Consider the following 20301-nt stretch of genomic DNA (forward strand, 5'->3'; position numbering starts at 1 on the left):
TCCCCCAGTTGCACCCATTCATCATCCACCCCATGCTCCGCGAGTCGGTCTCACCGGTCGCATCGCCATCGTTCGCAACCGCATTCATCGGTACGCGCAGGTCCACATTCCCACCGACCGCCTCGCGTCGATCTGCTCGCTCCTCCTCCCTCCCGACCCCAGGCCCCCATGACCATCGCCTACCGCGCCCCCTCCCATCCCGGCATGGGCTATCCTGCCTTCGTGGACCCCCAGCCACCCGGTCGGCCCCCCCCCCGCGTCCGCGCCCCCGCCGACGGCGAGCCTTCGGAGCCCCGGAGCCCCGACCCGACCGTCTTCCCCCGTCTCGACGAGGATCTCGTGCGCCCCGAGACCCGCGAGGAGATGCTCCGCGGCCACCTCGTGCTGGCGATGCCGGCCAAGGAACCGCACGCCGAGCGCCACCACGCCCTCGACTACGTCACCCACGGCGTGGTCGCGCCGGGCTACGTGGGCGCGACCGATCTCCTCACCCGCGCGAGCACGACTTCGCACTTCGCCACCGACACCTGCATCCGCCGCGAGGGCATCGACCCTGCCACCGGCACGCGCCACCTCGAAGAGCTCGCGTTCGAAATCGTCAACGAGCAATCCCTGTCCGACATCACCGAGCGTGCCCAGGATCTCTCCGCCCGCGGCGTTCGTCGCATCATCGCCATCTTCGTCAAGACCAACGAGATCCGCGAGTGGTCGCCCGAGCGCAACGACTGGATCACCCTCGACCCCGACGGCACCTTCGAAGACCGTACGCTCGTCCAGCCGATCCCCGTCCGCGCCCTCCTCGACAATGCCGCAGCCAACCGCGCGGTCGTCCGTGCCCTCCATGCCAAGCAGGATCCCGCGATCCTCGAGATCGAGGAGGCGGGCGTCGAGAAGGGCCGCGCCCAGATGGCGCGAACGGCCATCGAAGCCCTCTGTAACGCGTTGCGCATCCCGCTGGATGCCGAGCGCCGCGCCACGATGCAATCGCTCGACGTCGCCGGTCTCCAGGCAATGCTCGTCGCGCTCGGCACCGAGCGCCGCTGGCCCTGAGCCGTTCGCGGCCCACGAGCTCGTGCAGTGCACGTGGCCGCCGTCACCCCGACCATTCGGCCGAGCGGCGCTCGTCGATCCACCGCAGCAGGTTGTCGATGCCCGCCTCCGGCCCCAGGCGGATCTCTCGCCCCCGTCGCGCCTTGGCCGGATCGAGCACGTGGACCTCCCCCTCGGCATCCACCGCCGCAATGACCCAGTGCCACCCCCAGCGCCGCGCGTCGGCATCCATGCGATTCCACTCGCGCTTGCCAAAGCGCAGGGGAAACGGCGCGCGCTCGACCTGAAGCCCGAGCTGGTCGGGACCCCGGAGCGCGAGCAGGTCGAAGGCCCCCCGAGACGCACGCGACTGGTACACCAGATCGAACCCGAGCTCGGCGAGGATCCGCGCGACCCGCTGCTCGGCCTCGTCTCCCACGATGCTCATGGGCACCACGGTGCCCCCCGGTGAACGCCAGCGAACCCACGTGCCGAACAGCGCGTCCGCCACTCGATACCGCCCGTCGTCGTCGCGCTGCACCGCGTCGCCCAGCCGCTCGATGTACCGCACCGTGGATGCCGTCGATGCACCGATGGTCCGCGCCACGTCGGTCACCCGCACGGGACCCTCCTGCGCGATCGCCTGGAGCGTGGCGGCCAACGTCGCCGCGTGCCCCACCAGCCGGGCATACTCGTTGTGGAAGTAGAGCGACAGCCGCCCCGTACGCGAGAACAGCAGGCCCTGCAGCACCGGCTTGAGGGTCGCGTCGTCGTAGGGCGGCGGCTCGGAGACCAGCGCCTCACCGACCATCTGCAAGTAGAACGGGTGACCGCCCACGATGTCGACGATGCGCTCGGCCAGCGCGCCGGGGATCCGGCGATCGGGCGGCGACGCCTCCACCAGCAGCTCCACGGCATCCACCCGCTCGAAGGGACCGAGCTCGAACAGGTGGAAGTGCTGGAAGAACGGCGAGTGGCGCGAGGTGACCAGCTCGCGCAGCACGCTCGGCGCCGAGCCGGAGATCACGTAGCCCACCCGCTGGTGGCGCTGCCAGACCGAGCGCATCAAGGCGAACGGCTCGAAGTAGCGCGTGAGGCCCATCAGCTCCTGGACCTCGTCGATCGCCAGCACCAGCGTGCGGTCGAGCGCGATGCACAGCTCCTCGGGAAGCTCCAGCCAGCGACGCACCGTGTCCCCCGTGGCCTCGTCGTCGGCGAGCCGATCGAGGTCGGTGCGCAGCCCAGGGTCCAGCGTTCGAAGCGACGGCGCTCGGTGCAGCAGGGCCCGAACCTCGGCGGGCGCGTGGAGCCGCCGCGACAGCGAGCCTCCCATCTCCTCGTCCAACAGCGCGTCGATGCAGCGAGCCGCGAACAATCGGAACACGTCGAGGTCGAGCGGCGCACGCTCGAACACGTCGACGACGGCGACGCTCAGCGCCTGCGGTGCCCGACGCGCCGCCTCGAGCAGCAGGCTGGTCTTGCCCACCTTGCGCGGGCCCACCAGCGCGAGCCACCGGGGAGCCCCCGCCTGCAGGGCCTCGAACGACGAGAGCACCCGGGCGATCTCGGAGGTGCGGTCGCGAAAGCCGCTGGCGGTTACCGGGGCGCTCGAGCGAAACATCGTCCTAGACGCTACCCCGCGGCCTTCGGGTAGGCAAGTTTGCCTGCTGGCAAAGTTGCCTACTGGCAAGGTTGCCTGCTGCGCTCATTGCGCTTGTCCTTCGCCCGACCCTAGCCCGCCAGCCACTCGGCGAAGTCGATCAGCGCGTCAGCCTGGGCATCGACCACGCCCGCCATGTGCGGCCCGACGGAGTTGGTCTCCTCGTAGTGATCCCCGTCGGCCTCGTCGAAGTAGGGCAGCAGATCGTGAAGGATGAAATCGTATTCGGGGATGATGTAGCCGAGCTCGTCGTTGCCCAGGCCGATGATCCACGGCGTGCGCAGCCGATCGCCGGCCGCCACGCGCTCGAGCAGATAGGGCCCCACGGGCGCCGCATCGAGATCGGGCGGGTTGGGGTTGGCCGGATCGACCAGCGGCACTCCGGGCGCATGGACGTGCGAGCCGTCGTAGCCGCCCACCGCCAGCTCGGGCAGCAGCTCGCCGGGCACCGTGATCATGCGCAGCGGGCCCACGTCGATGAGCGCCATCTCGGTGACGATGCCCTGCTGCCCGCCGACGTCGATGATCTCGCGCTCGAGCAGCCCGTTCTCGAACGCGAAGATGAAGTTGGTGTTGTCCACCACCAGCTCGAAGCTCTGCGCCATGAAGCGCAGCTGCGGATCCTCGATCACCTCGCCCACGTCGAGGGCATCGAGCGCCATCTCGCCGACGATCTGGCCGATCGAGTCGGCCTTCTCGAAGCTCGCCGACTGATAGGTCTGACCGTCGGGATTGGTCACCTGCACGCCGAGGCTGGTCATCATGCCGCCCAGCGCCCCGCTGATGAAGATCGCGGGGCCGCCGACCCCCGTGCGCTCGGGGGCGGTGCTCCAGATCGAGCCCTGCTCGACCGTGCGACGCAGCGCGTGGATGTAGTCGGCCGACCACAGCGTGTTCTCGTCCGCGACGGTCTCCGGATGGCAGGCCCACGACAGCAAGGTCACGATCGTCTCGCCGCGCTCGTCGACCAGGCGAGCCGCGCCCACGGTGGGATCGACGATCCACGGATCGCGAGAGTCGCGGAGCACGTTGGCCACCCCCGCGACGGGATCGTAGGTGGAGGCGTCCACGTTGCCCACGATCATCGAGGCCACCGGACGCAGCTCGCCGATGGCCGTCCCCACCGCATCGACCGCAGCCGCACGCCACTGCTCACCATAGGCGGGATCGTAGCCGCTGGTCAGCAGATCGGGCCCCCAGAGGCCCATGGTGTCGGGGCCTTCGTGATCGTGGATCGCATGGATCACCAGGAAGTCGACGTCGTGGCCGGCCTCCTGCAAGGCGGTGCGCACCAGCTCGACGTCGGGGCGGAAGATCCCCACCGTGTCGGCGGCCACCAGGGCCAGCCGCGCATCGCCCTGCTCGAGCACCACCGCGCGCAGGCTGATGCCGTCGCCCTCTCCCACTCCGGGCAAGCCCACGCCGTCGCCGCGCACGCCGGAGGCCGGGCGGTTGTGCTGGAAGCCACCGATGAAGGCTCGCTGGAACACGCCATCGCCCTCGCCCTCGTCGGCCCCGGGGTAGCCGCGATCGGCCGGACACAGGCGGTCGCAGCCGCAATCGAGGAAGTCGTCCTCACCCGCGTCGTAGGTCCCGTCGCCTGCGAGGTCGGTCCAGCTCTCGTAGCACTCGGGCACGATCGAGCGCACCGCTGCCGCTGCCATCAGCGGGCCCTCGGTGGAATCGCAGATCCCCGAGGGATCGCCGGGGCAGTGGAGTTCGGGAGGCGTGCCCGGATACTCGCCACCCCCGGTCGTGCCCGAGCTGCCCGAGCCGTCGCTGCTGCCGGCCGTGGTATCGGCCGGGCCCACCGTGGACGATCCGTTCGACGTGGGTCCGGCCGTGGTCGTGGCCCCCGTCGTGCTGCCCGCCGTGGTCGCCGAGGTGTCGTCCCCGCAGGCCGTGGCCAGCAGCAACGCACACGCGGCAAGGCCCCACCCTTGCTTCCCCCTCGTCTGCATGCCTTCAGGGTGCGCCCTCGGGCCGCATCGAGGCAAGGGCGCAGGTGGGCACCCGGGCCTTCGTCAGGGCACGGGCCCGACGATCGCGTCGGGATCGACGTCCGCGGCCAGATGGGCGCTCACCTCGATCGTCACGCCGGTGGGGTCGATCCCCGCATCGGCCAGATCGAACGCATGCCCGCCCGCCGCCGGATCGAATTCGACGACGTGGCGCCCTGGCTGTGCGACGCCGTCCACCGCCAGCGACAGCGACAGCGGCACCCGCACCGTGATCGGCTGACCGGGCCCGGCCTCGGGATCGAGCACCCGCCAGCCCGCCACGGGCCAGGTCTCCTCGACGGTCCACGTCGTCGGCGGCAGCTGAAGGGTCAGCGTGAGCATCGTGCCGCTGCGCTGCACGTCGAGCATTGCCCCCCCGTGCTGGCCCACCGAGAACGGCGACGACGCGACCTCGTATGGCTGCTCGGCCGCGCCATCCCACCACGGCCCGGTGGCCACCAGGCGATAGGTCGCCGCCGGGAGCTCAGCCGGCAGCTCCCAGTCCACGAACCACACGTGGGCCCGCGACGCGAGGACCTCGTCGGACTGCTCCGGCGTGGGGTCGTAGTGCGTGATCATCTCGTGGCGCGAGTTGTCGAGCGCCACGCCGGGAAAGCCCGCGGGGCTCGGCACGTCGACGAACGTGCCATCGCCGGGATCCACCTGCACGCGCACCCGCGGGGCTCCCAGGGCCGGATCGCCGCCCTCGAACCCGAAGCGCACGACCTCGGTCCGCATCATCCCCGTGCTCACGTCCTGCACCAGCGCGCCCGGATCGTCGCTGCCCTCGAGCTCGCGCGGGTCGAACGAGTCGGGCTCGGCCAGCGAGGGCGCCTCCTCCACGAACGGCGGCAGATCGGCGCCGCCGAGCAGCTGGTCCACCACCTCCATCTGCCGGTCCACCAGGGTACGCCCTGCGAACGGCCCCCACAGGCTCATCTCGCTCTCGTAGCCGGCCTGATACCAGTCGTCGGGGTGCGTGAGGTAGAGCAGGTGATCCTGGCTATAGCCCACGCCGAGCACCGTGGCCGAGGGATCGCGCTCGGCCATCTGCTCGCGCAGGTAGTGCATCACCGAGTACGCCGGCTCTCCCGGCAGCGTCACCAGGTAGAGCTCGTCGAGCCTCGCCGCGCTCAGATAGGTCTGGTGGGCCTCGGCATGCGGCGCCTGGCCCAGCAGGAGATCCACCGGGATGCAGTTCTTGTCGAGCCCCTCCATCGAGGTCGCCGGGTCGTCATCGGCCGGGACCTCGGGGTTGGTGCACTGCCACCCTCCCCACGTGTACTCCTTGGGCACGCCCAGCCACGCCCCCTCGAACTCGGGGGTCTCGTCGTAGCCGAACGTCTCGTAGCGCAGCTCGATGCGCTGGGAGTGAACGTCGAGCGCGAGCTCGTCGCGCCACGACAGCCCCTCGTAGAGCGCCAGCAGGCTCGGCGCGGCGGCGTGGCCGATCACCTCGGCGCGCGAGATCCCATCGTGCCCCAGGTGCCCGCCCGCCGGCGAGGCATCGCCGCCCCCCGCCTGCATGAACATGCCGAGGATCGGCGCCCCGTGGGCCGCGAAGAACTGCTCCTCGAACACCATCTCGACCCCGCCCGCCGCGTCCTCGGTGAGCAGCTCGTTGTCGGAGTCGAGCAGCGTGCCGTGCATGCCGAAGTTGAGCACCGACGCCAGTGGCGTGCCGTCGGGGCGCCGCACCGCCAGCATCGTCAGGCGGGGGTCCTTGCCGTAGAGGAAGTCGTTCTCCCCGCGGCGGTCGCGATACACGAGATCGGCGGGATCCCAGTCCTCCTGCACCCCATAGGCCCACTGCGCGGGCGCGAGCTGCTCGCGCGCATCCATGATGGTGTCGGCGAACGCGGTGGCCAGCACGTCGATGACCTCCTCGTCGGCGGTGTCGGCCCCCACCTCGGCCAGCGCGTCGGGCAGCCGCCAGTAGCGGGCGTGGATGTGGTGCGAGTGGGTGGCGCCCGTGATGATCCGTCCCGCGAGGTCCACCCCGTGGCGCTCCATCATCTTGGCCACGATCGCATCGGTGATCCCGGACTCGCCGCTCATGATCGGCAGCTTGACGAGCACCAGCTCCTCCTCCCCCGCCCGAAGCACCATGGCCTTGATGGTCGGCAGCGCATAGAAGCCGCGCGAGGCGAAGAACGCTCCCGCCCAGGTCGAGCCCAGCCCTCCCGTGCGGCCGCCGTAGCCCGCCATCGACACGCCCACGGGGCGATCGAGGTAGCGCATGGCCACCCCGGCCTGCAGCGGCGCCGGCTCGATCACCCCGCCGGTCTCGCCGGTGCTGGTGCCGGTGCCGGTGCTGGTGCCGGTCTCGTCGGCGGTCCCGGTGACGTCGACCCCCGTCGTCGTCATCGCCCCGCTCGTCCCGGTGCTCGATCCATCGGCGGGCTCGACGGGAGCATCGTCTCCGCACGCTCCGACCAGCACGAGCCCACCAAGCCAAGCCGGCCACGCCCACTTCGTCCATCCCCGCGCTCGCATGGCCCCCACAGTAGCGGACCTCGACCGCGTACGGACATCCACGTGCATCGCATGCTCGGACATGAGATTCGTCTCACCCAAATGCCCAGCGGGACGTCGTTCGCGCTTGCCAACGCCATGGCCTACGGGGTTCAACACTCATCATGGTCAAGCCCGCCCGTCTTTGCATTGCCCTGAGCTCGCTGCTGGTGTCGATGGCCTGTGGGGACGACGCCCCGCCGGCGCAAGACGGCTCCTCCACGGGGACCGAGCCCACCACCACCACCGACGCCACCACCGGCACCACGGCGGTGGTCGACGAGGGCAGCACCAGCAGCAGCACCGGCGAGGGCAGCACCGACGACGGCGGTCCCATCGATCCGGAGGACCTCGAGTGGCCGCTGCTCGAGTGCGATCCCCTCGTGCCCGAGTACTGCGCGTTCCCGTTCCCCTCCAACGTCTACACGATCCCCTCCGAGGACACCGTCACCGGGCGCAGCGTGCAGCTGCCCATGGCGCCGTTCGAGGCCGATCCCGACCCCGAGCCATGGACCTGGTCCGACGGCTTCTCGCCCCAGGCGGGCATCGCCACCTTCCTCCCGGGCGCCACCGCGGCCGGCCTGCCCAGCCACGAGGACATCGACGCCTCGCTCGCCGACGACTCGCCCACCGTGCTCATCGACGCCGAGACCGGAGAGCGCATCGCCCACTACTCCGAGCTCGACTACAGCACCGACGAGGCCAACCGCCGCGCGCTGTTCATCCGCCCCGCCGTGCGCCTGCCGCCCGCGCGGCGCTACATCGTGGCCATCCGCGGGCTGGTCGACGCCGGGGGGGCGCTCGTGCCGGCGTCGCCCGCGTTCGCGGCGCTGCGCGATCACACCGACCTCCCCGAGGAGCCCTCGGTCGAGGCGCGTCGCGAGCTCTACGGCGACATCTTCTACCGGCTCGGTCAGACCGGGGTCGCCCGCGAGGAGCTGCAGCTGGCCTGGGACTTCCACACCGCGTCCGACGAGAACACCACCGGCTGGCTGCTGCACATGCGCGACGAGGCGTTCGCCGAGCTGGGGCCCACCGGCAGCCCGCCCTACACGCTCGACGTGGTGGACACGATGTGGAACACCACCGACTTCTTGTACCGGATCGAGGGCACGTTCCAGGCTCCGCTCTACCTCGACTCCGAGAGCCCGGTCTCCGGCCGCCTGGTGCACGGCCCCGACGGCATGCCGGTGGCCAACGGCACCGTCGACGTGCCGTTTTGGCTGATCGTGCCGCGCACGGCCGAGACCACCCCGGCCGCCCTCATGCAGCACGGCCATGGCCTGCTGGGCTCGGGCTCGCAGATCGAGGGCAGCCACTTCCGCGAGATGGCCACCCTGTACAACTACGCGGTCTTCGGCATCGACTGGATCGGCATGTCCGAGGAGGACTACCTGCCGATCGCGGCCACGATCTCGACCACCGGGACCACCGGGCTCGCGGTGATGACCGACCGCATGCACCAGGGGTCCCTCAATCAGCTGCTAGCCATGCGTCTTGCGTGGGCGGGGCTGGCCGAGGATCCGCTGCTGGCGGGCCTGCTCGATCCCGACCAGCGCTACTGGTATGGCATCAGCCAGGGCGGCATCCTGGGCGGCGTCTACATGGCGACCACCACCGAGGTGGAGCGCGGCGTGCTCGACGTGCTGGGACAGCCCTACAACACCCTGCTGACCCGCAGCGTGGACTTCGATCCGTTCTTCGACCTGATGCGCCTGGCCTACCCCGATCCGCTCGACGTGGCCCAGGCGCTCCTGTCGCTGCAGATGCTGTGGGATCGAGTGGAGCCCGAGGGTTACACGCACCGCATCGTCACCGATCCGCTGCCCAACACGCCGCCGCACGAGGTGCTGATGACCGCGGCGCTCGGCGACCACCAGGTGACCACGCTGGGCGCCCACAACATGGCGCGCTCGGCCGGCATCGTGCACCTCGACAGCGGCATCCGTGAGATCTGGGGCCTTCCCGTGGCCCAGGACAGCCACATGGGCTCCGCGCTGGTGGAGTACGACTTTGGCCTGCCGCCCGATCCGGTGTGCAACCGCCCCCAGACGGCCTGCAACGATCCCCACGGTCGGCTGCGCCGGATGCCGGCGGCCCGCGACCAGATCGATCACTTCCTGCGCAACGGGGAGGTGGTCAACTTCTGCCCCGCCGGCGTGTGCAGCTTCCCCGACGAAGGCATGTGCGCCCCGGGCGAGATGACGCCCGACGTCTGCCAATGAACCAGCGCCACAACGATCGCCCAAGGTGGTATCGTGGGGCGATGTCGGGTGACTTGCATTGGCCTGGTCCTTCCCTGCTCTCGTGCTCGCTGTGCGCGGGCCTGCTGCTCGCAGGCTGCACGGTGCAGGACGCCAACGACGACGGCGGAGGATCGGGCACGAGCTCGGGCTCGGCCGACTCCACGGGGGCTGCCACCGATGGCATGACGAGCCAGAGCTCGGCCGACAGCACCGCGGCTGCCGAGACCACCGAGGACAGCGGCCCGATCGTCGACGACATCCCGCCTCCCGGCGACCTGCCGCCCGTGAGCCTGGCCGACTGCCGTGACGAGCCACCGCCCGGGGCCATGATGCCTCCTGCGCTGCCCGTCTACGGCGGCGAGTGTCCGGAGATCTTGCCCGGCCCCAATGCGATCGACAGCTCCGGCGATCTGCGGGAGTTCCTGCTCATCGCGCCCAGTGATCTTCAGCCCGAGGAGAACCTGCCCGTGGTGTTCCTGTGGCACTGGCTCGGCGGTGACGCGCAGGACTTCCTCGAGCAGGGCGACGTGCAGAACGCGGTCGATCAGTTCCGCTTCCTCGCCGTGATCCCCAGCTCCAAGGGCGACCTGCTGTTCCAGTGGCCGTTCTCGATCATCGACCCGGGGCCGCGCACCGACGAGGAGTACGTGTTCTTCGACGACATGCTCGCCTGCGTGGCCGAGCAGTACAACGTGGCCGAGGGCTGCATCTCGAGCGCCGGCGTGAGCGCGGGGGGCCTTTGGACCGGCCAGCTCGGCTCCGCCCGCGGCCAGTACCTCTCGAGCATCCTCTCGCTGTCCGGGGGCACCGGCGGCGCGGTGGTCAAGCCCTGGAACGGCTCGGCGCACAAGATGCCCGCCATGGTGCTGTGGGGAGGACCCATGGACTTCTGCGTGGCGGTGGACTTCCAGGTGACCTCGCAGGATCTCGAGAACAACCTCGAGGACGAGGGTCACTTCGTGCTCGAGTGCATCCACAACTGCACCCACGCCGCGCCGCCGTTCGACGTGGCCAACGGCGAGACCGCATTCGCGCCGCTGTGGAGCTTCGTGATCTCGCACCCGTACTGGCTGCAAGATGGGGACTCGCCGTACCTGGAGACCGGAGTGCCGGCGGACCTGCCGGAGTGGTGTGGGATCGGGGTGGGTGGATCGACGCCGCGAGAAGGCCAGTGCGGCGGGAGCCAGTGCTGACATGAGCCGGGTACGTTGGATGGTCGCCGCCGTGGCGATCGGCTGGGGCTGCGGCGGGGGCTGCGGCGGGGGCTCGGAGGGCCCGGAGGGCTCGGACCAGAGCACGGGGACGAGCGAGAGTTCGACCAGTGCCGTCACCTCGACCTCGAGCGCGAGCCTCGACTCCACCGGCACCACCATCGCCGGCACCACCACCACCGAGGGCTCGAGCTCGAGCGACGGCGGGTCCTCCACGGGCGAGCCCCCGGTCGAGGAGCCCTGGGAGCCGGGCACGGTCTACCCCACGCCCGAGGGTCCCAATGCCCGGGGTCTGCTCGATCGTCGCGGTGCGATCCATACCCACTCGGTCTACTCGCACGACGCTTGCGACGGCATGCCGCAGGATGCCGGTGGCGTGCCCGACCCGGTGTGCCTCGAAGACCTACGCCGCGGCCTGTGCCAGACCCAGCACGACTTCGTGATGTTCACCGATCACGGCGACTCGTTCGCGGACAACACGTTCCCGGACGTCCTCCTCTACGATCCCGCGCGCGGCGACGTGCTGGTCGAGCGCGGCGGTGATCCGGTGGCGAGCTGGGCCGGCTGCGTGGGGCAGCCGGTCGTGCCGGAGCGGCCCACCCTGATCATGGCAGGCTGCGAGTCGGGCACGATGCCGATCGGCCTCGAGCACCATGCTCCCGGCCTCGGGGCGACCTACGGCTCGGCCACTCCGGCCGCGATCGACGAGCTTCGTGCCGCCGGGGCGGTGATCCTGGTCGCCCATACCGAGGAGTGGGACGTGTCCGAGCTGGTCGACCTGCCCCTCGATGGCTTCGAGATGTACAACCTGCACGCCAACCTCGAGGCCAACATCGCGGCCGGGCTGGCCTTGCTCACCCAGATCCTCACGGGCGATCCGGGCCTGCCCCACAGCGACCTGGTGCTGTTCCCGCTGTGGCAGGAGGACCCGCGCTACCTCGAGCGCTGGGGCAGCGTGCTCAGCAGCGGGGTGCGCCGCGTCACCACCATGGGCACCGACGCGCACCGCAATTCGTTCCCCCAGGAGCTGCCCGACGGCGAGCGCATCGACAGCTTCCGCCGCATGCTGCTGTGGTTCTCCAACCACCTGCTGGTGGAGCCCGCCGCCGACGGGAGCTGGGACGACCTCGCCCTCGACGACGCGCTGCTGGCCGGGCGGCTCTTCGGCGTGTTCGAGTACATGGGCTACGCCGAGGGCTTCGATGCGGTGATCGAGGCGGGTGGCGAGGTGTTCGAGCTCGGTGCCGAGGTGCCGCTCGGCGATGGTCCCGAGATCGTGGTGCAGCGGCCCGGGGTGCGGAACCTCGATCCCGGGGCCATGCCTCCGGTGATCACGACCCACGTGCTGCGAGCGATCGACGGTGGCTTCGAAGAGGTCGCGACCGAGGCCGGGCCCGAGCTGCGCTATGCACCCGATGCACCGGGGGCCTATCGCGTGGAGGTGCGCATGGCCCCGCTGCATCTGACCGAGTACCTCGGCAGCCATGCCGACGGCGCGGCCACGCCGAGGGTGTGGATCTACGCCAATCCGTTCTACGTGATGCCCTAGGCCGGCCCGGCCCCCCTGGGCCTAGTAGCGCGGCGGCCAGGGTCCCGGGGGTGGGGCGCCCGGAGGGGGTGATCCGGGTGGCATGCCGCCGAGCGGGGCGATGTGCGGGGTCCACAGCCGGCCGTCGAACCACCGCAACATCGGGGCGCCTTGTGGATCGGGATACCAGCCGGGGGGAGGCGCGAGCATCGGCCGCATCGGCATGCTCGGGAGCTCGCCGATGCGCGCGAACTTGGGCCGAATCGCCAGCAAGTAGGCGATCGATCCCGGGAGGCCGGCGAACAGGATCACGAGCAGCCACAGGGTCTTCTCCTGCCCGATCGCCTTCCATTGCTGGTCGGAGCGCCCGAGGATGTCGACGAGGCTCCAGCCCCACGCTCCGAGGACGCCGAAGACGAAGGCGATGATGATGAGCTCCATCCCTCCCAGCACGAGTACATCCTAACCGCTTCGACCGCGACGCGGGGGAGTGCGGTCCCTCCACCGCGTGGCGCGGGGGCGAAGGCGAGACAGAGGATCGCGGCGCAGGGGGCGAGGGCGAGGACCGACCGGGCCGTAGACGCCACCATCGGGGAGATGCCCCGAGGGTCCGGGAGCGCCCACGCGAGGCGGCCGCTCGCCGACGCACAGGCCACCCTGCGCTGCGGCCGGTTCCGGATCCGCGCTCGCACCGTCGCGCTCGGCCTCTGCCATCGGGCGCCCCCAACCTCGGGGCCATGAGGAGCATTCCCCTTCGCGCGGCGGCGGGGACTCTATCGCTGGTGGTGCGGCGTGGCGTAGCATGACTGCGCCGTGCTCGAGCTGCGGCCGTATCAGCGCGAGTGCCTGCGGTCGATCTACGCGGCCTACAAGGCCGGCCGCCGGCGCCTGCTCGTCTCGCTGCCCACCGGCACGGGCAAGACGGTGGTGTTCTCCGCGTTTCCGCGGTTCTTCCGGATGAAGCGGCGCCTGCTCGTGCTCGCCCACCGCGAGGAGCTGCTCGAGCAGGCGCGCCACAAGTTCTCGCTCGCCAACCCGGAGCTCCGCGTGGAGATCGAGCAGGCCGCCCGCCACGCCTCGGACGATGCCCAGGTGGTGATCGCCTCGGTGCCCACGCTCGGCCGCGCGGCCAGCCAGCGGCTGGCGCGGCTGCGACGGGAGGACTTCTTCCTCGTGGTCGTCGACGAGGCGCACCATGCCGTCGCGGACAGCTATGTCCGGATCTTCGACCACTTCGGCCTGCGCGAGCCCGACACGCCCCGCATGCTCGTGGGCTTCACCGCCACGCCCCACCGCGGCGACGGTGCGGGCCTGGGGGCGGTGTTCGAGGACATCGTGTTCCGTCGCGATCTCCGGAGCATGATCCGCGAGCGCTTCCTGTGCCGTATCCGCGGCTGGCGGATCGTCACCGATGTCGATCTCGACGCAGTCAAGGTGCGCCACGGCGACTTCGTGGAGTCGCAGCTCGCCGCGGCCGTCAACGTGGAGGTCCGCAACGAGTCCGTGGTCAAGGCCTACCAGGACTTCGCCCCCGGGCGCCGCGCCGTGATCTTCTGCGCCGACGTGGCCCATGCCCGCGCGATGGCGGCGGCGTTCCTCGCGGCGGGCGTGTCCGCGGCCGCCGTGTGGGGCGCGATGCCCAGCCACGAGCGCCACGCCACGCTCGCCGCGTTCTCGACGGGAGCCATCTCGGTGCTGGCCAACTGCATGGTGCTCACCGAGGGCTTCGACGAGCCGCGGGTCGATTGCGTGATGCTGGCCCGCCCGACCAAGTCGCAGCTCCTCTACGTGCAGATGGTGGGCCGCGGGACCCGGCTGCACCCCGACAAGCAGGATCTCATGGTCATCGACGTGGTCGACAACTCCCGCAAGCACCGCCTCGCGGGGCTTCACCACGTGTTCGACCTTCCCGAGACGCTCGAGCTGCGGGGCGGGGACGCGCTCGCGGTCGCCGACGAGCTCGAGGCGATCGGCGAGCGCTATCCCTGGCTCGATCTACGCCGCGTCGCCAGTGCGGACGAGCTGCGCATTGCTGCGCAGCGCATCGACTTCATGGAGCTCGAGCCGCCCGAGGAGCTCCGCGACACGACCGCCTACGCATGGTGCTCAACGCCGACCGGCGGGTACCGGCTGCCGCTGCCCGAGGGGGAGGAGCTGGTGATCCAGCGCAACCTGCTCGACGAGTGGGAGCTGCTCCATCACAGGGCGCCGGAGACGGTGACGCAGCTGAGCCGTCATCAGTTGCTGGCGGTCGCGATCCGTACGGGCGACCGCCTGGTCCGCGAGCAACGGCCGGAGGCCGTGCGATTGGTGGACATGCGCCAGCCCTGGCGCGAGCAGCCGCCGACGGAGAAGCAGGTGATGGTGCTGCGGCGGCGGGAGATTCCGGTGCCGCAAGGGCTGACTCGTGGGGGGGCGTCGTGGATCATCGCGCTGGGGGGGCGGCGGTAGGGTGGAGGGGAGCCTCGCGAACATCCAAGACGAGCACTCCCCAAACCGCCCTCGGCGAGGATCGGCCAGGCAATGTTGTCGCACCTCATGGGCACGCAGCCGCGGTATCCTCGTCGTGACGCGTGAACTCGAGGCTGTCCACATGAAGCAGCGAAACACCGTCATTGGCCTGCGGTGCCACGATCGAAATGGCTCGTACGTCCGTGATGTCGAAGTCCGGCGAGCAGAGATCGGCAAGCGGGACTCGGACGGTGTGCATGAACACGCCGTCCGTTCCGAATGAATTGTCCTGCGCCACGATGCGATCATAGACGACTGGACTACCAGGACCCTCCCCAGAGTCGAGTTGGACGCGGATTGCGAACGGCTCACGCGTTCCGAATGGCCCGGTGCGGCGGCCCAGCCGCAGGCTGAAGTGGTCGTACATCGACAGGTCGACCCCGGGATCCCCAGGCCCGGAAAGTTGCCAGCGCAAGCCGTCGCCGTCGCTCGCTGCTCCCCAGGGAACCTGCAAGGCGAAGGTCGAGTGCGAGGGGAGAGTCTGAGAGAGGCTGGTTGCAAAGCAAACGTCCGCGCTGTCGAGCGCTCCCAACAGCGATACATCCTCTCCGAGGGGTGCCGACGGCGAAAGCACTGGCTGTGCTGGGTCGTTGCACGCAAGCTCGTCCTCGCGCCACATGGTGTCGATCTGCAGGCGCGAGCCCATTTCGTCGCGTGCCTGCGATACTCCTAGCTGCAACAGTGGCCGACCACCGAGCACGTCGTAGGCTCCAGTAGCGTCATCCGCGTAGATATCCGCCCAGAGTGTGAAATCGGCCACCGAGGACGGAAACGAGGTCGCGCCACCGTCGTATGTGAGAGGGTCGAAGAACCAGTGACGGAGTTCCATCTCGCCGTAGATCTGCCAACGCAAGAACGTTGGGATGTAGAATCCGGAGACGGCACGCGCCCGGTCCACCTCAGGCCCCGGCGGGAGGTCCTGACCGCCCCAGGCGTAGTGGCCCACGCGATAGACCCACACCATGACCTTGTCGGGTGAGGGGAGCGGGGGGACCGCAACATCGGGAGGATCCTCGACCGCCATGCGGTCATAGTTCGTCGTGCCGTCGCCCATATTGTCCTCGTCGGTCGAGCCGTGGACCACGAGATACGGAACTGCGTCCGAGGGCGCGACTTCGGTCGAAGGGTCCGTCGCGAAGATCGACGTCGGCGCGATGGCGACGACTGCACGCAGCCGCTGGTCACCCCTGGTGGGCGGATCGGCCACGAAGTCGTGCATCACGTATCCGCCCACGCTGTGGCCCATCAGCACGAGGTCGCAATTCAGCCGGCTGGACTCGGACCACTGCTCGTACGCCCATTCGATCGCGCAGCGCGTGAGTGTTTGCCGAGAGCTGGCCGATGAGATCCCGGAGTTCATCCCTACCACGATGAATCCGTCCGCGGCCAGCTCATCGAAGATGTGAGCATAAGTATGCACCTCATCCACGATGAGGCTACCGCCGTTCGGCTCCGCAAACACGACGAGGGGAAACTGGCCGGCCGGCCACCCATCGTCCATGTTCATCGGGTCGGGGTCGAATGGGCGGTAGACGTAGAACGCGGCGCTTAGGGGGTCGTCGAGGCCAAGGCTCGGGCAGTGCGCAGGGGCGACCTGGGGGATCACCAGCCCGCCGTCGTCTTCGCGGTGTGGCTCGAAATCATCGAAGCCCAAGCTGGGAAACGGCAGCGGGTACTCCGAGCAATCAACGTCTCCGGTGGTGTCCGTCGCAGTCCCCGTGTCGGGCCCGGTCACGTCGGCTCCGGTAGTGGCCGTGCCGTCGATCGTCATTCCATTCGAGGTCGTACTCTCCTCGGTCGCAGTTCCCGTGCCTCCCCCACCGCCATCTGGGCATCCGAGTAGGAGAAGTGAGCAGGGAGCCGTCGCAAGCATGGCAGGGCAGCGAGAGGAGGCGAGCATGGAACAGGCTGCTTGCTGCACCCATTGGGCGTGCTCAGGGATTTCCGACCAAGAGACTCAGACCAGTCAACACGGGGCTGTCGCCAGTGGCCGTGCTGACGACGATGTCGAGCACGCCATCGCCGGTGAGGTCGCGGACCATCGCTTGCGCGGGACTGAGGGTGGTAGGGCTCAAGTCAGTAGCGATGGTGGTCGACGTCGCAGCGCCGAGGGGATCGGACACGACGATGATGTCCCGCCACCTCTGCTGCGCCGAAGGCCTCACGGCCATGATGAGCTCGAGCTCGCCATCGCCATCGAGGTCGCCCAGTTCGATGGCACCGATGCCGTACCCTTCCGCCGACTCGCCTCCGAGCTCGACGATCTGCGGAGGGGCGAAGCTCCCGCCCGGCGTGCCAGCTCCGAACGCGATCCGGTCTGCGCCGGCGACGATGAGGTCGAGGCGGCCATCTCGGTCGAGATCGGCAAGGCGGAGGGCCAGCGGCCAGGTTCCTGCCGGGAAGCGATCGCGCTCGACGAGCACGCCGTTCTGGCCGCCCATGACGACCAACTCGTCGAGCGACGGGTCGTAATGTGCATGCCCCGGTTCGCCGGAGGGGTCGTGCTGGTCCTCGATGACCAGCTCTGGGGCGCCGTCTCCATCGAGATCGCCGACGGCCGCCGCGAATCGTGGCCAGCTGTCCCTCACTGGCAGGGGATCCCCATTCACCACCCAACCCTCGGGCGAGCGACGCAGGAGCAGGGCGTTGAAAAAGGGATAGTTCGCGTCCTCGGAGATGTAGGCATCGACGATCATCTCATCGGTGCCGTCGCCGTCGACATCGAGCGCAGCGACCGGCGACTGCAATTCGACCGTGTCCGCCTGCCGCGGCTCGGTCACGGTCGACACGGCTCCATCGATCAGGCGGTGCGTCCGCACTGCATCCCAGAGGAAGGTTGCGAGCTCGACGCCTTGGCCGGGTCGGAGGCGCCCCGTCATGAGCAGTGCCGGTTCGAGCCTGACGTCCTCCGCGTCGGCGAAGAGCGTCATGTCCAAGCCGTTCCACTTCGCAATGGAAAACCGTGCCTTGCTGCCATCGGGATTGTCGATGATCCCCAGTTCCTCCCCGGGCAGGCCATCGACATCGTGAGCCGCGAGCGCAATCACGCCGCTCACCCCCGGGACGTCCACGCGCTCGAAGCAAAAGACATTCTGCTCCGTCACCCCATCGCCGCAGCCCATCGTGCCGCCGACGTCTGACGAGCTCGTTGCCGATTCGCTCGTGGACGTCTGCGAGGTCGTCGTCTCGTTCGTATCGTCTTGCCCCGCCCGCGGGCCACAACCGAGACAGCAAAGGAGCGCGGTGTAGGTCAGCGCCGCCTTCTGGTCCCAGCCATTCGGCCACGGCATTTCGAGATGCTTGCATACTCTTCGCTGGGAGTCACGTGGAGCGTGGCAACTCCCGGCGCGTCATGGGCTCGGGAAGGCGCCCAAGCGCGTGCGGAGGATTTGGCGCTGTTACGTGGACGTGGAGGATGTGGGGCGGAGGGGCGCGGGAGGCGTCGAGCCAGAGGCCGTCTTGGTTGCCGTCCGTCTTCGAGCGGTCCGCTTCAGTCACCCTCCACTGGGTTGGGCTCGGGAGCCGGAGGCGGCCCCGCCACGAAGCGTTCGCTGGATTGCAGGTGCTCGCCCTTGCCCAAGCCGCGAATGCGGTAGACCGACCATACCTTGGGGGTGCGCATCCAGGTGTGGAAGTCGGCGCCGCGCTGGAGGATGTAGTGGAAGCCCACGGGGCGGCCGGGGAGCGTGCGTAGTACTACCGTGTGGTCGTCGAACGGTAGCGCGAGCATGTTGGCCTTGAAGGGCTCGCGGTAGGTGAAGTACTGCTCGATGTTCGACAGATAGAGCACCTTCAGCGCCTGGCTGTGAGCCTCGAGCACCCTGGCCACCTCGCGCAGCAGGCCCTCGCGGGTGAAGTCGCCGCGTAGCGCCACCACGCGACCGGCGGCGTGGAGATCGGCGACGAAGCGGTACTCCTCGGGGGTGTCGAGATAGGAGTGGATGCCGAGCTCGGTGTAGCGGCGGGCGAGCTTGCGCAGGCGCTTGTCCACGACGGTGCGCGCCTCGTCGTATAGCGCCAAGCGCTCGTGTCGAGCAGGCTCATCGAACGCGTCGGTGATGGCCGCGCGAGCATCGTCGGCCCCGTCCTCTGACCACAGGCGACGGTACTCGTCGACGGTGGGTGCTGCGGCCATCAGGGCGCCGTGAATCCCGTGCAGGTCGACCACCTGCTGGTCGAAGTCCACGATGACGAGCAGCTCGGTCCGCGACCAGGCGGCCATCACGTAGTTTTGGTCGCTGCCTACGCCGAGCATCACGCCGCCGAGATCGTCGAGCTCGGGTCGGAAGAGATCGAGGCGCCGCTCGTTGGACACGAGGTAGTGCACATCGTTGGTGGTGTGCTCGGGCGCGGGATCGGGCGATAGGGTGTGCAGCTCGGCGACCACCGCGTCGCGGGAATCGGCAGCCGAGACGGCGGTGACCTCGGGCTGGACCTCGGCGAGCTCGCGCGCGACCGAAGCGACGCTCGGCTCCTCGAAGGGCTCCTCGGAGGGCACGGGGGGGCCGGGGGGCTCCGCTGGATCCACCGCCTCGGCGACGGCAACCGCGGGGCCGTAGATGGCGGTCGCCGGCTCGGAAGCGGCCGCAGGCGAAGGATCGGAGGCCGTCCCCGAGCACGCAGCCACCAGAGCAAGTCCGATGAAGACCCCCTTCACGCCTGACTCACGCTCGAAGGACGGCCGACATTCCCGTGGCCACGGAACGCTCGGGCCGCTTCATCACCGTGGACTGCACCGGGCTGCCCCACCAGATGGCCGACGGGCTGCTGTTCGGTCACATGAAGGGAGCCTTCACCGGGGCCACCTCCAACCGGCCGAGCCCCTTCGAGGAAGCCGACGGCGGGACCCTGTTCCTGGACGAGATCGGCGAGCTGCCGCTCGAGCTCCAGCCCAAGCTGCTGCGGGCAATCGACGAGCGCGTGGTGCAGCGGCTCGGCTCCAACACCCAGCGCACCGTCGACGTGCGGATCATGGCCGCGACCAACCGCGACCCCATGCAGGAGGTCAACGCCGGCCGCTTTCGCGTGGACCTCTACCACCGGCTCGCCGGGATCCTCGTGAAGATCCAGCCGCTTCGGAACCGACGGGAGGACATCCCGTTCCTGGCGAAGCTGTTCCTCGCGGAGGTGTGCGAGCGGAGCGGGCAGAAGATCGAGCTGGGCGCCGGGGTGTTGGCGGAGCTCCTGCGGCGGGAGTGGGCCGGGAACGTTCGCGAGCTGCGACAGACCATCCTTCGCGCGGCATACCTGAGCGAGGGGGGCGAGGTGACGGTCAGGGATCTGGTCCAGTTCGACGATGTGCTCGAGCAGGGGGCGGCGAAGGATAATGCCCCGGCCGAGATGGGGGCGTTTGCACGCGGCCCGTTGCAGGCGGCCGTCGATGAGTTCAAGCGCGGCTACTCCCGCCAGTTGCTCGCCGAGTCACCGAGCATGAGCGCGGCGGCCAGAGTGGCAGGAATGACGCCGCGGGGGTTTCAGCTCATGCTGAGGAAGCTCGGGATCAATGCGGAAGACTACCTCGGGGGGCGGTGAAGACCCGCCCCCTGCGCTATCCGGCACTCCCCCCAATCCCCAATCCTCGTGCCTTGTCGCACGTTTCATC

General features: G+C 69.5%; 13 protein-coding genes. 6 read left to right on the forward strand and 7 right to left on the reverse strand.

The annotated features are described in order from the left end of the window. Positions 1-168: 168 nt before the first annotated feature. Entirely contained in the window at positions 169-1050 is an 882-nt protein-coding gene (locus OEB96_RS14245; protein WP_266216220.1) for a hypothetical protein, read from the forward strand. Positions 1051-1093: 43 nt separating this feature from the next. On the opposite strand, the gene OEB96_RS14250 is transcribed toward OEB96_RS14245, so the two are convergent. From OEB96_RS14250 to OEB96_RS14260, 3 genes are all read right to left on the reverse strand, one after another. After that, a complete protein-coding gene (locus OEB96_RS14250) occupies positions 1094-2650 on the reverse strand; it encodes an AAA family ATPase (RefSeq protein ID WP_266216221.1) in 1557 nt (518 codons plus the stop codon). A gap of 110 nt (positions 2651-2760) precedes the next feature. Next, positions 2761-4650 carry a hypothetical protein gene (locus OEB96_RS14255; protein WP_266216222.1) on the reverse strand — a complete coding sequence of 630 codons (1890 nt, stop codon included), beginning with the start codon at positions 4648-4650 and terminating at the stop codon, positions 2761-2763. A gap of 63 nt (positions 4651-4713) precedes the next feature. Further along, on the reverse strand, positions 4714-7131 hold the full coding sequence (locus OEB96_RS14260) for a neutral/alkaline non-lysosomal ceramidase N-terminal domain-containing protein (protein ID WP_266216223.1): 2418 nt from the start codon (positions 7129-7131) through the stop codon (positions 4714-4716). A gap of 197 nt (positions 7132-7328) precedes the next feature. On the opposite strand from OEB96_RS14260, the gene OEB96_RS14265 reads away from it, so the two are divergent. From OEB96_RS14265 to OEB96_RS14275, 3 genes are read left to right on the forward strand one after another with little or no spacing between them, the layout of a single operon-like run. Then, positions 7329-9428, forward strand: a complete 2100-nt coding sequence (locus tag OEB96_RS14265; RefSeq protein WP_266216225.1) for a hypothetical protein — start codon at positions 7329-7331, stop codon at positions 9426-9428. Between the two features lie 41 nt (positions 9429-9469). Next, positions 9470-10642 (forward strand): hypothetical protein, encoded by a 1173-nt coding sequence (locus tag OEB96_RS14270; protein ID WP_266216227.1) that lies wholly within the window; start codon positions 9470-9472, stop codon positions 10640-10642. 1 nt (position 10643) lies between these two features. Beyond that, on the forward strand, positions 10644-12209 hold the full coding sequence (locus OEB96_RS14275) for a hypothetical protein (protein ID WP_266216229.1): 1566 nt from the start codon (positions 10644-10646) through the stop codon (positions 12207-12209). Between the two features lie 21 nt (positions 12210-12230). On the opposite strand, the gene OEB96_RS14280 is transcribed toward OEB96_RS14275, so the two are convergent. Continuing rightward, a complete protein-coding gene (locus OEB96_RS14280; protein ID WP_266216231.1) occupies positions 12231-12641 on the reverse strand; it encodes a DUF2510 domain-containing protein in 411 nt (136 codons plus the stop codon). A gap of 360 nt (positions 12642-13001) precedes the next feature. Between OEB96_RS14280 and OEB96_RS14285 the strand changes: the two genes are divergently transcribed. Further along, positions 13002-14639: a DEAD/DEAH box helicase gene (locus tag OEB96_RS14285; RefSeq protein ID WP_266216233.1), complete on the forward strand. Its 1638-nt coding sequence runs from the start codon at positions 13002-13004 to the stop codon at positions 14637-14639. A gap of 85 nt (positions 14640-14724) precedes the next feature. Here OEB96_RS14285 and OEB96_RS14290 read toward each other — a convergent pair whose 3' ends face one another. The 3 genes from OEB96_RS14290 to OEB96_RS14300 all read right to left on the reverse strand — a co-directional run bounded on the left by OEB96_RS14290 (position 14725) and on the right by OEB96_RS14300 (position 19356). After that, entirely contained in the window at positions 14725-16470 is a 1746-nt protein-coding gene (locus tag OEB96_RS14290) for an alpha/beta hydrolase (RefSeq protein ID WP_266216235.1), read from the reverse strand. A gap of 163 nt (positions 16471-16633) precedes the next feature. After that, positions 16634-17989: an FG-GAP repeat domain-containing protein gene (locus tag OEB96_RS14295; protein WP_266216237.1), complete on the reverse strand. Its 1356-nt coding sequence runs from the start codon at positions 17987-17989 to the stop codon at positions 16634-16636. A gap of 200 nt (positions 17990-18189) precedes the next feature. Further along, positions 18190-19356, reverse strand: a complete 1167-nt coding sequence (locus OEB96_RS14300; protein WP_266216239.1) for an LIC_10091 family protein — start codon at positions 19354-19356, stop codon at positions 18190-18192. A 35-nt stretch (positions 19357-19391) separates the two neighbouring features. Between OEB96_RS14300 and OEB96_RS14305 the strand changes: the two genes are divergently transcribed. Beyond that, positions 19392-20231, forward strand: a complete 840-nt coding sequence (locus OEB96_RS14305) for a sigma 54-interacting transcriptional regulator (protein WP_266216241.1) — start codon at positions 19392-19394, stop codon at positions 20229-20231. The last annotated feature ends 70 nt before the right edge of the window (positions 20232-20301 follow it).

The organism is Paraliomyxa miuraensis (assembly GCF_026337845.1).
GTDB lineage: Bacteria > Myxococcota_A > Polyangia > Nannocystales > Nannocystaceae > Paraliomyxa > Paraliomyxa miuraensis.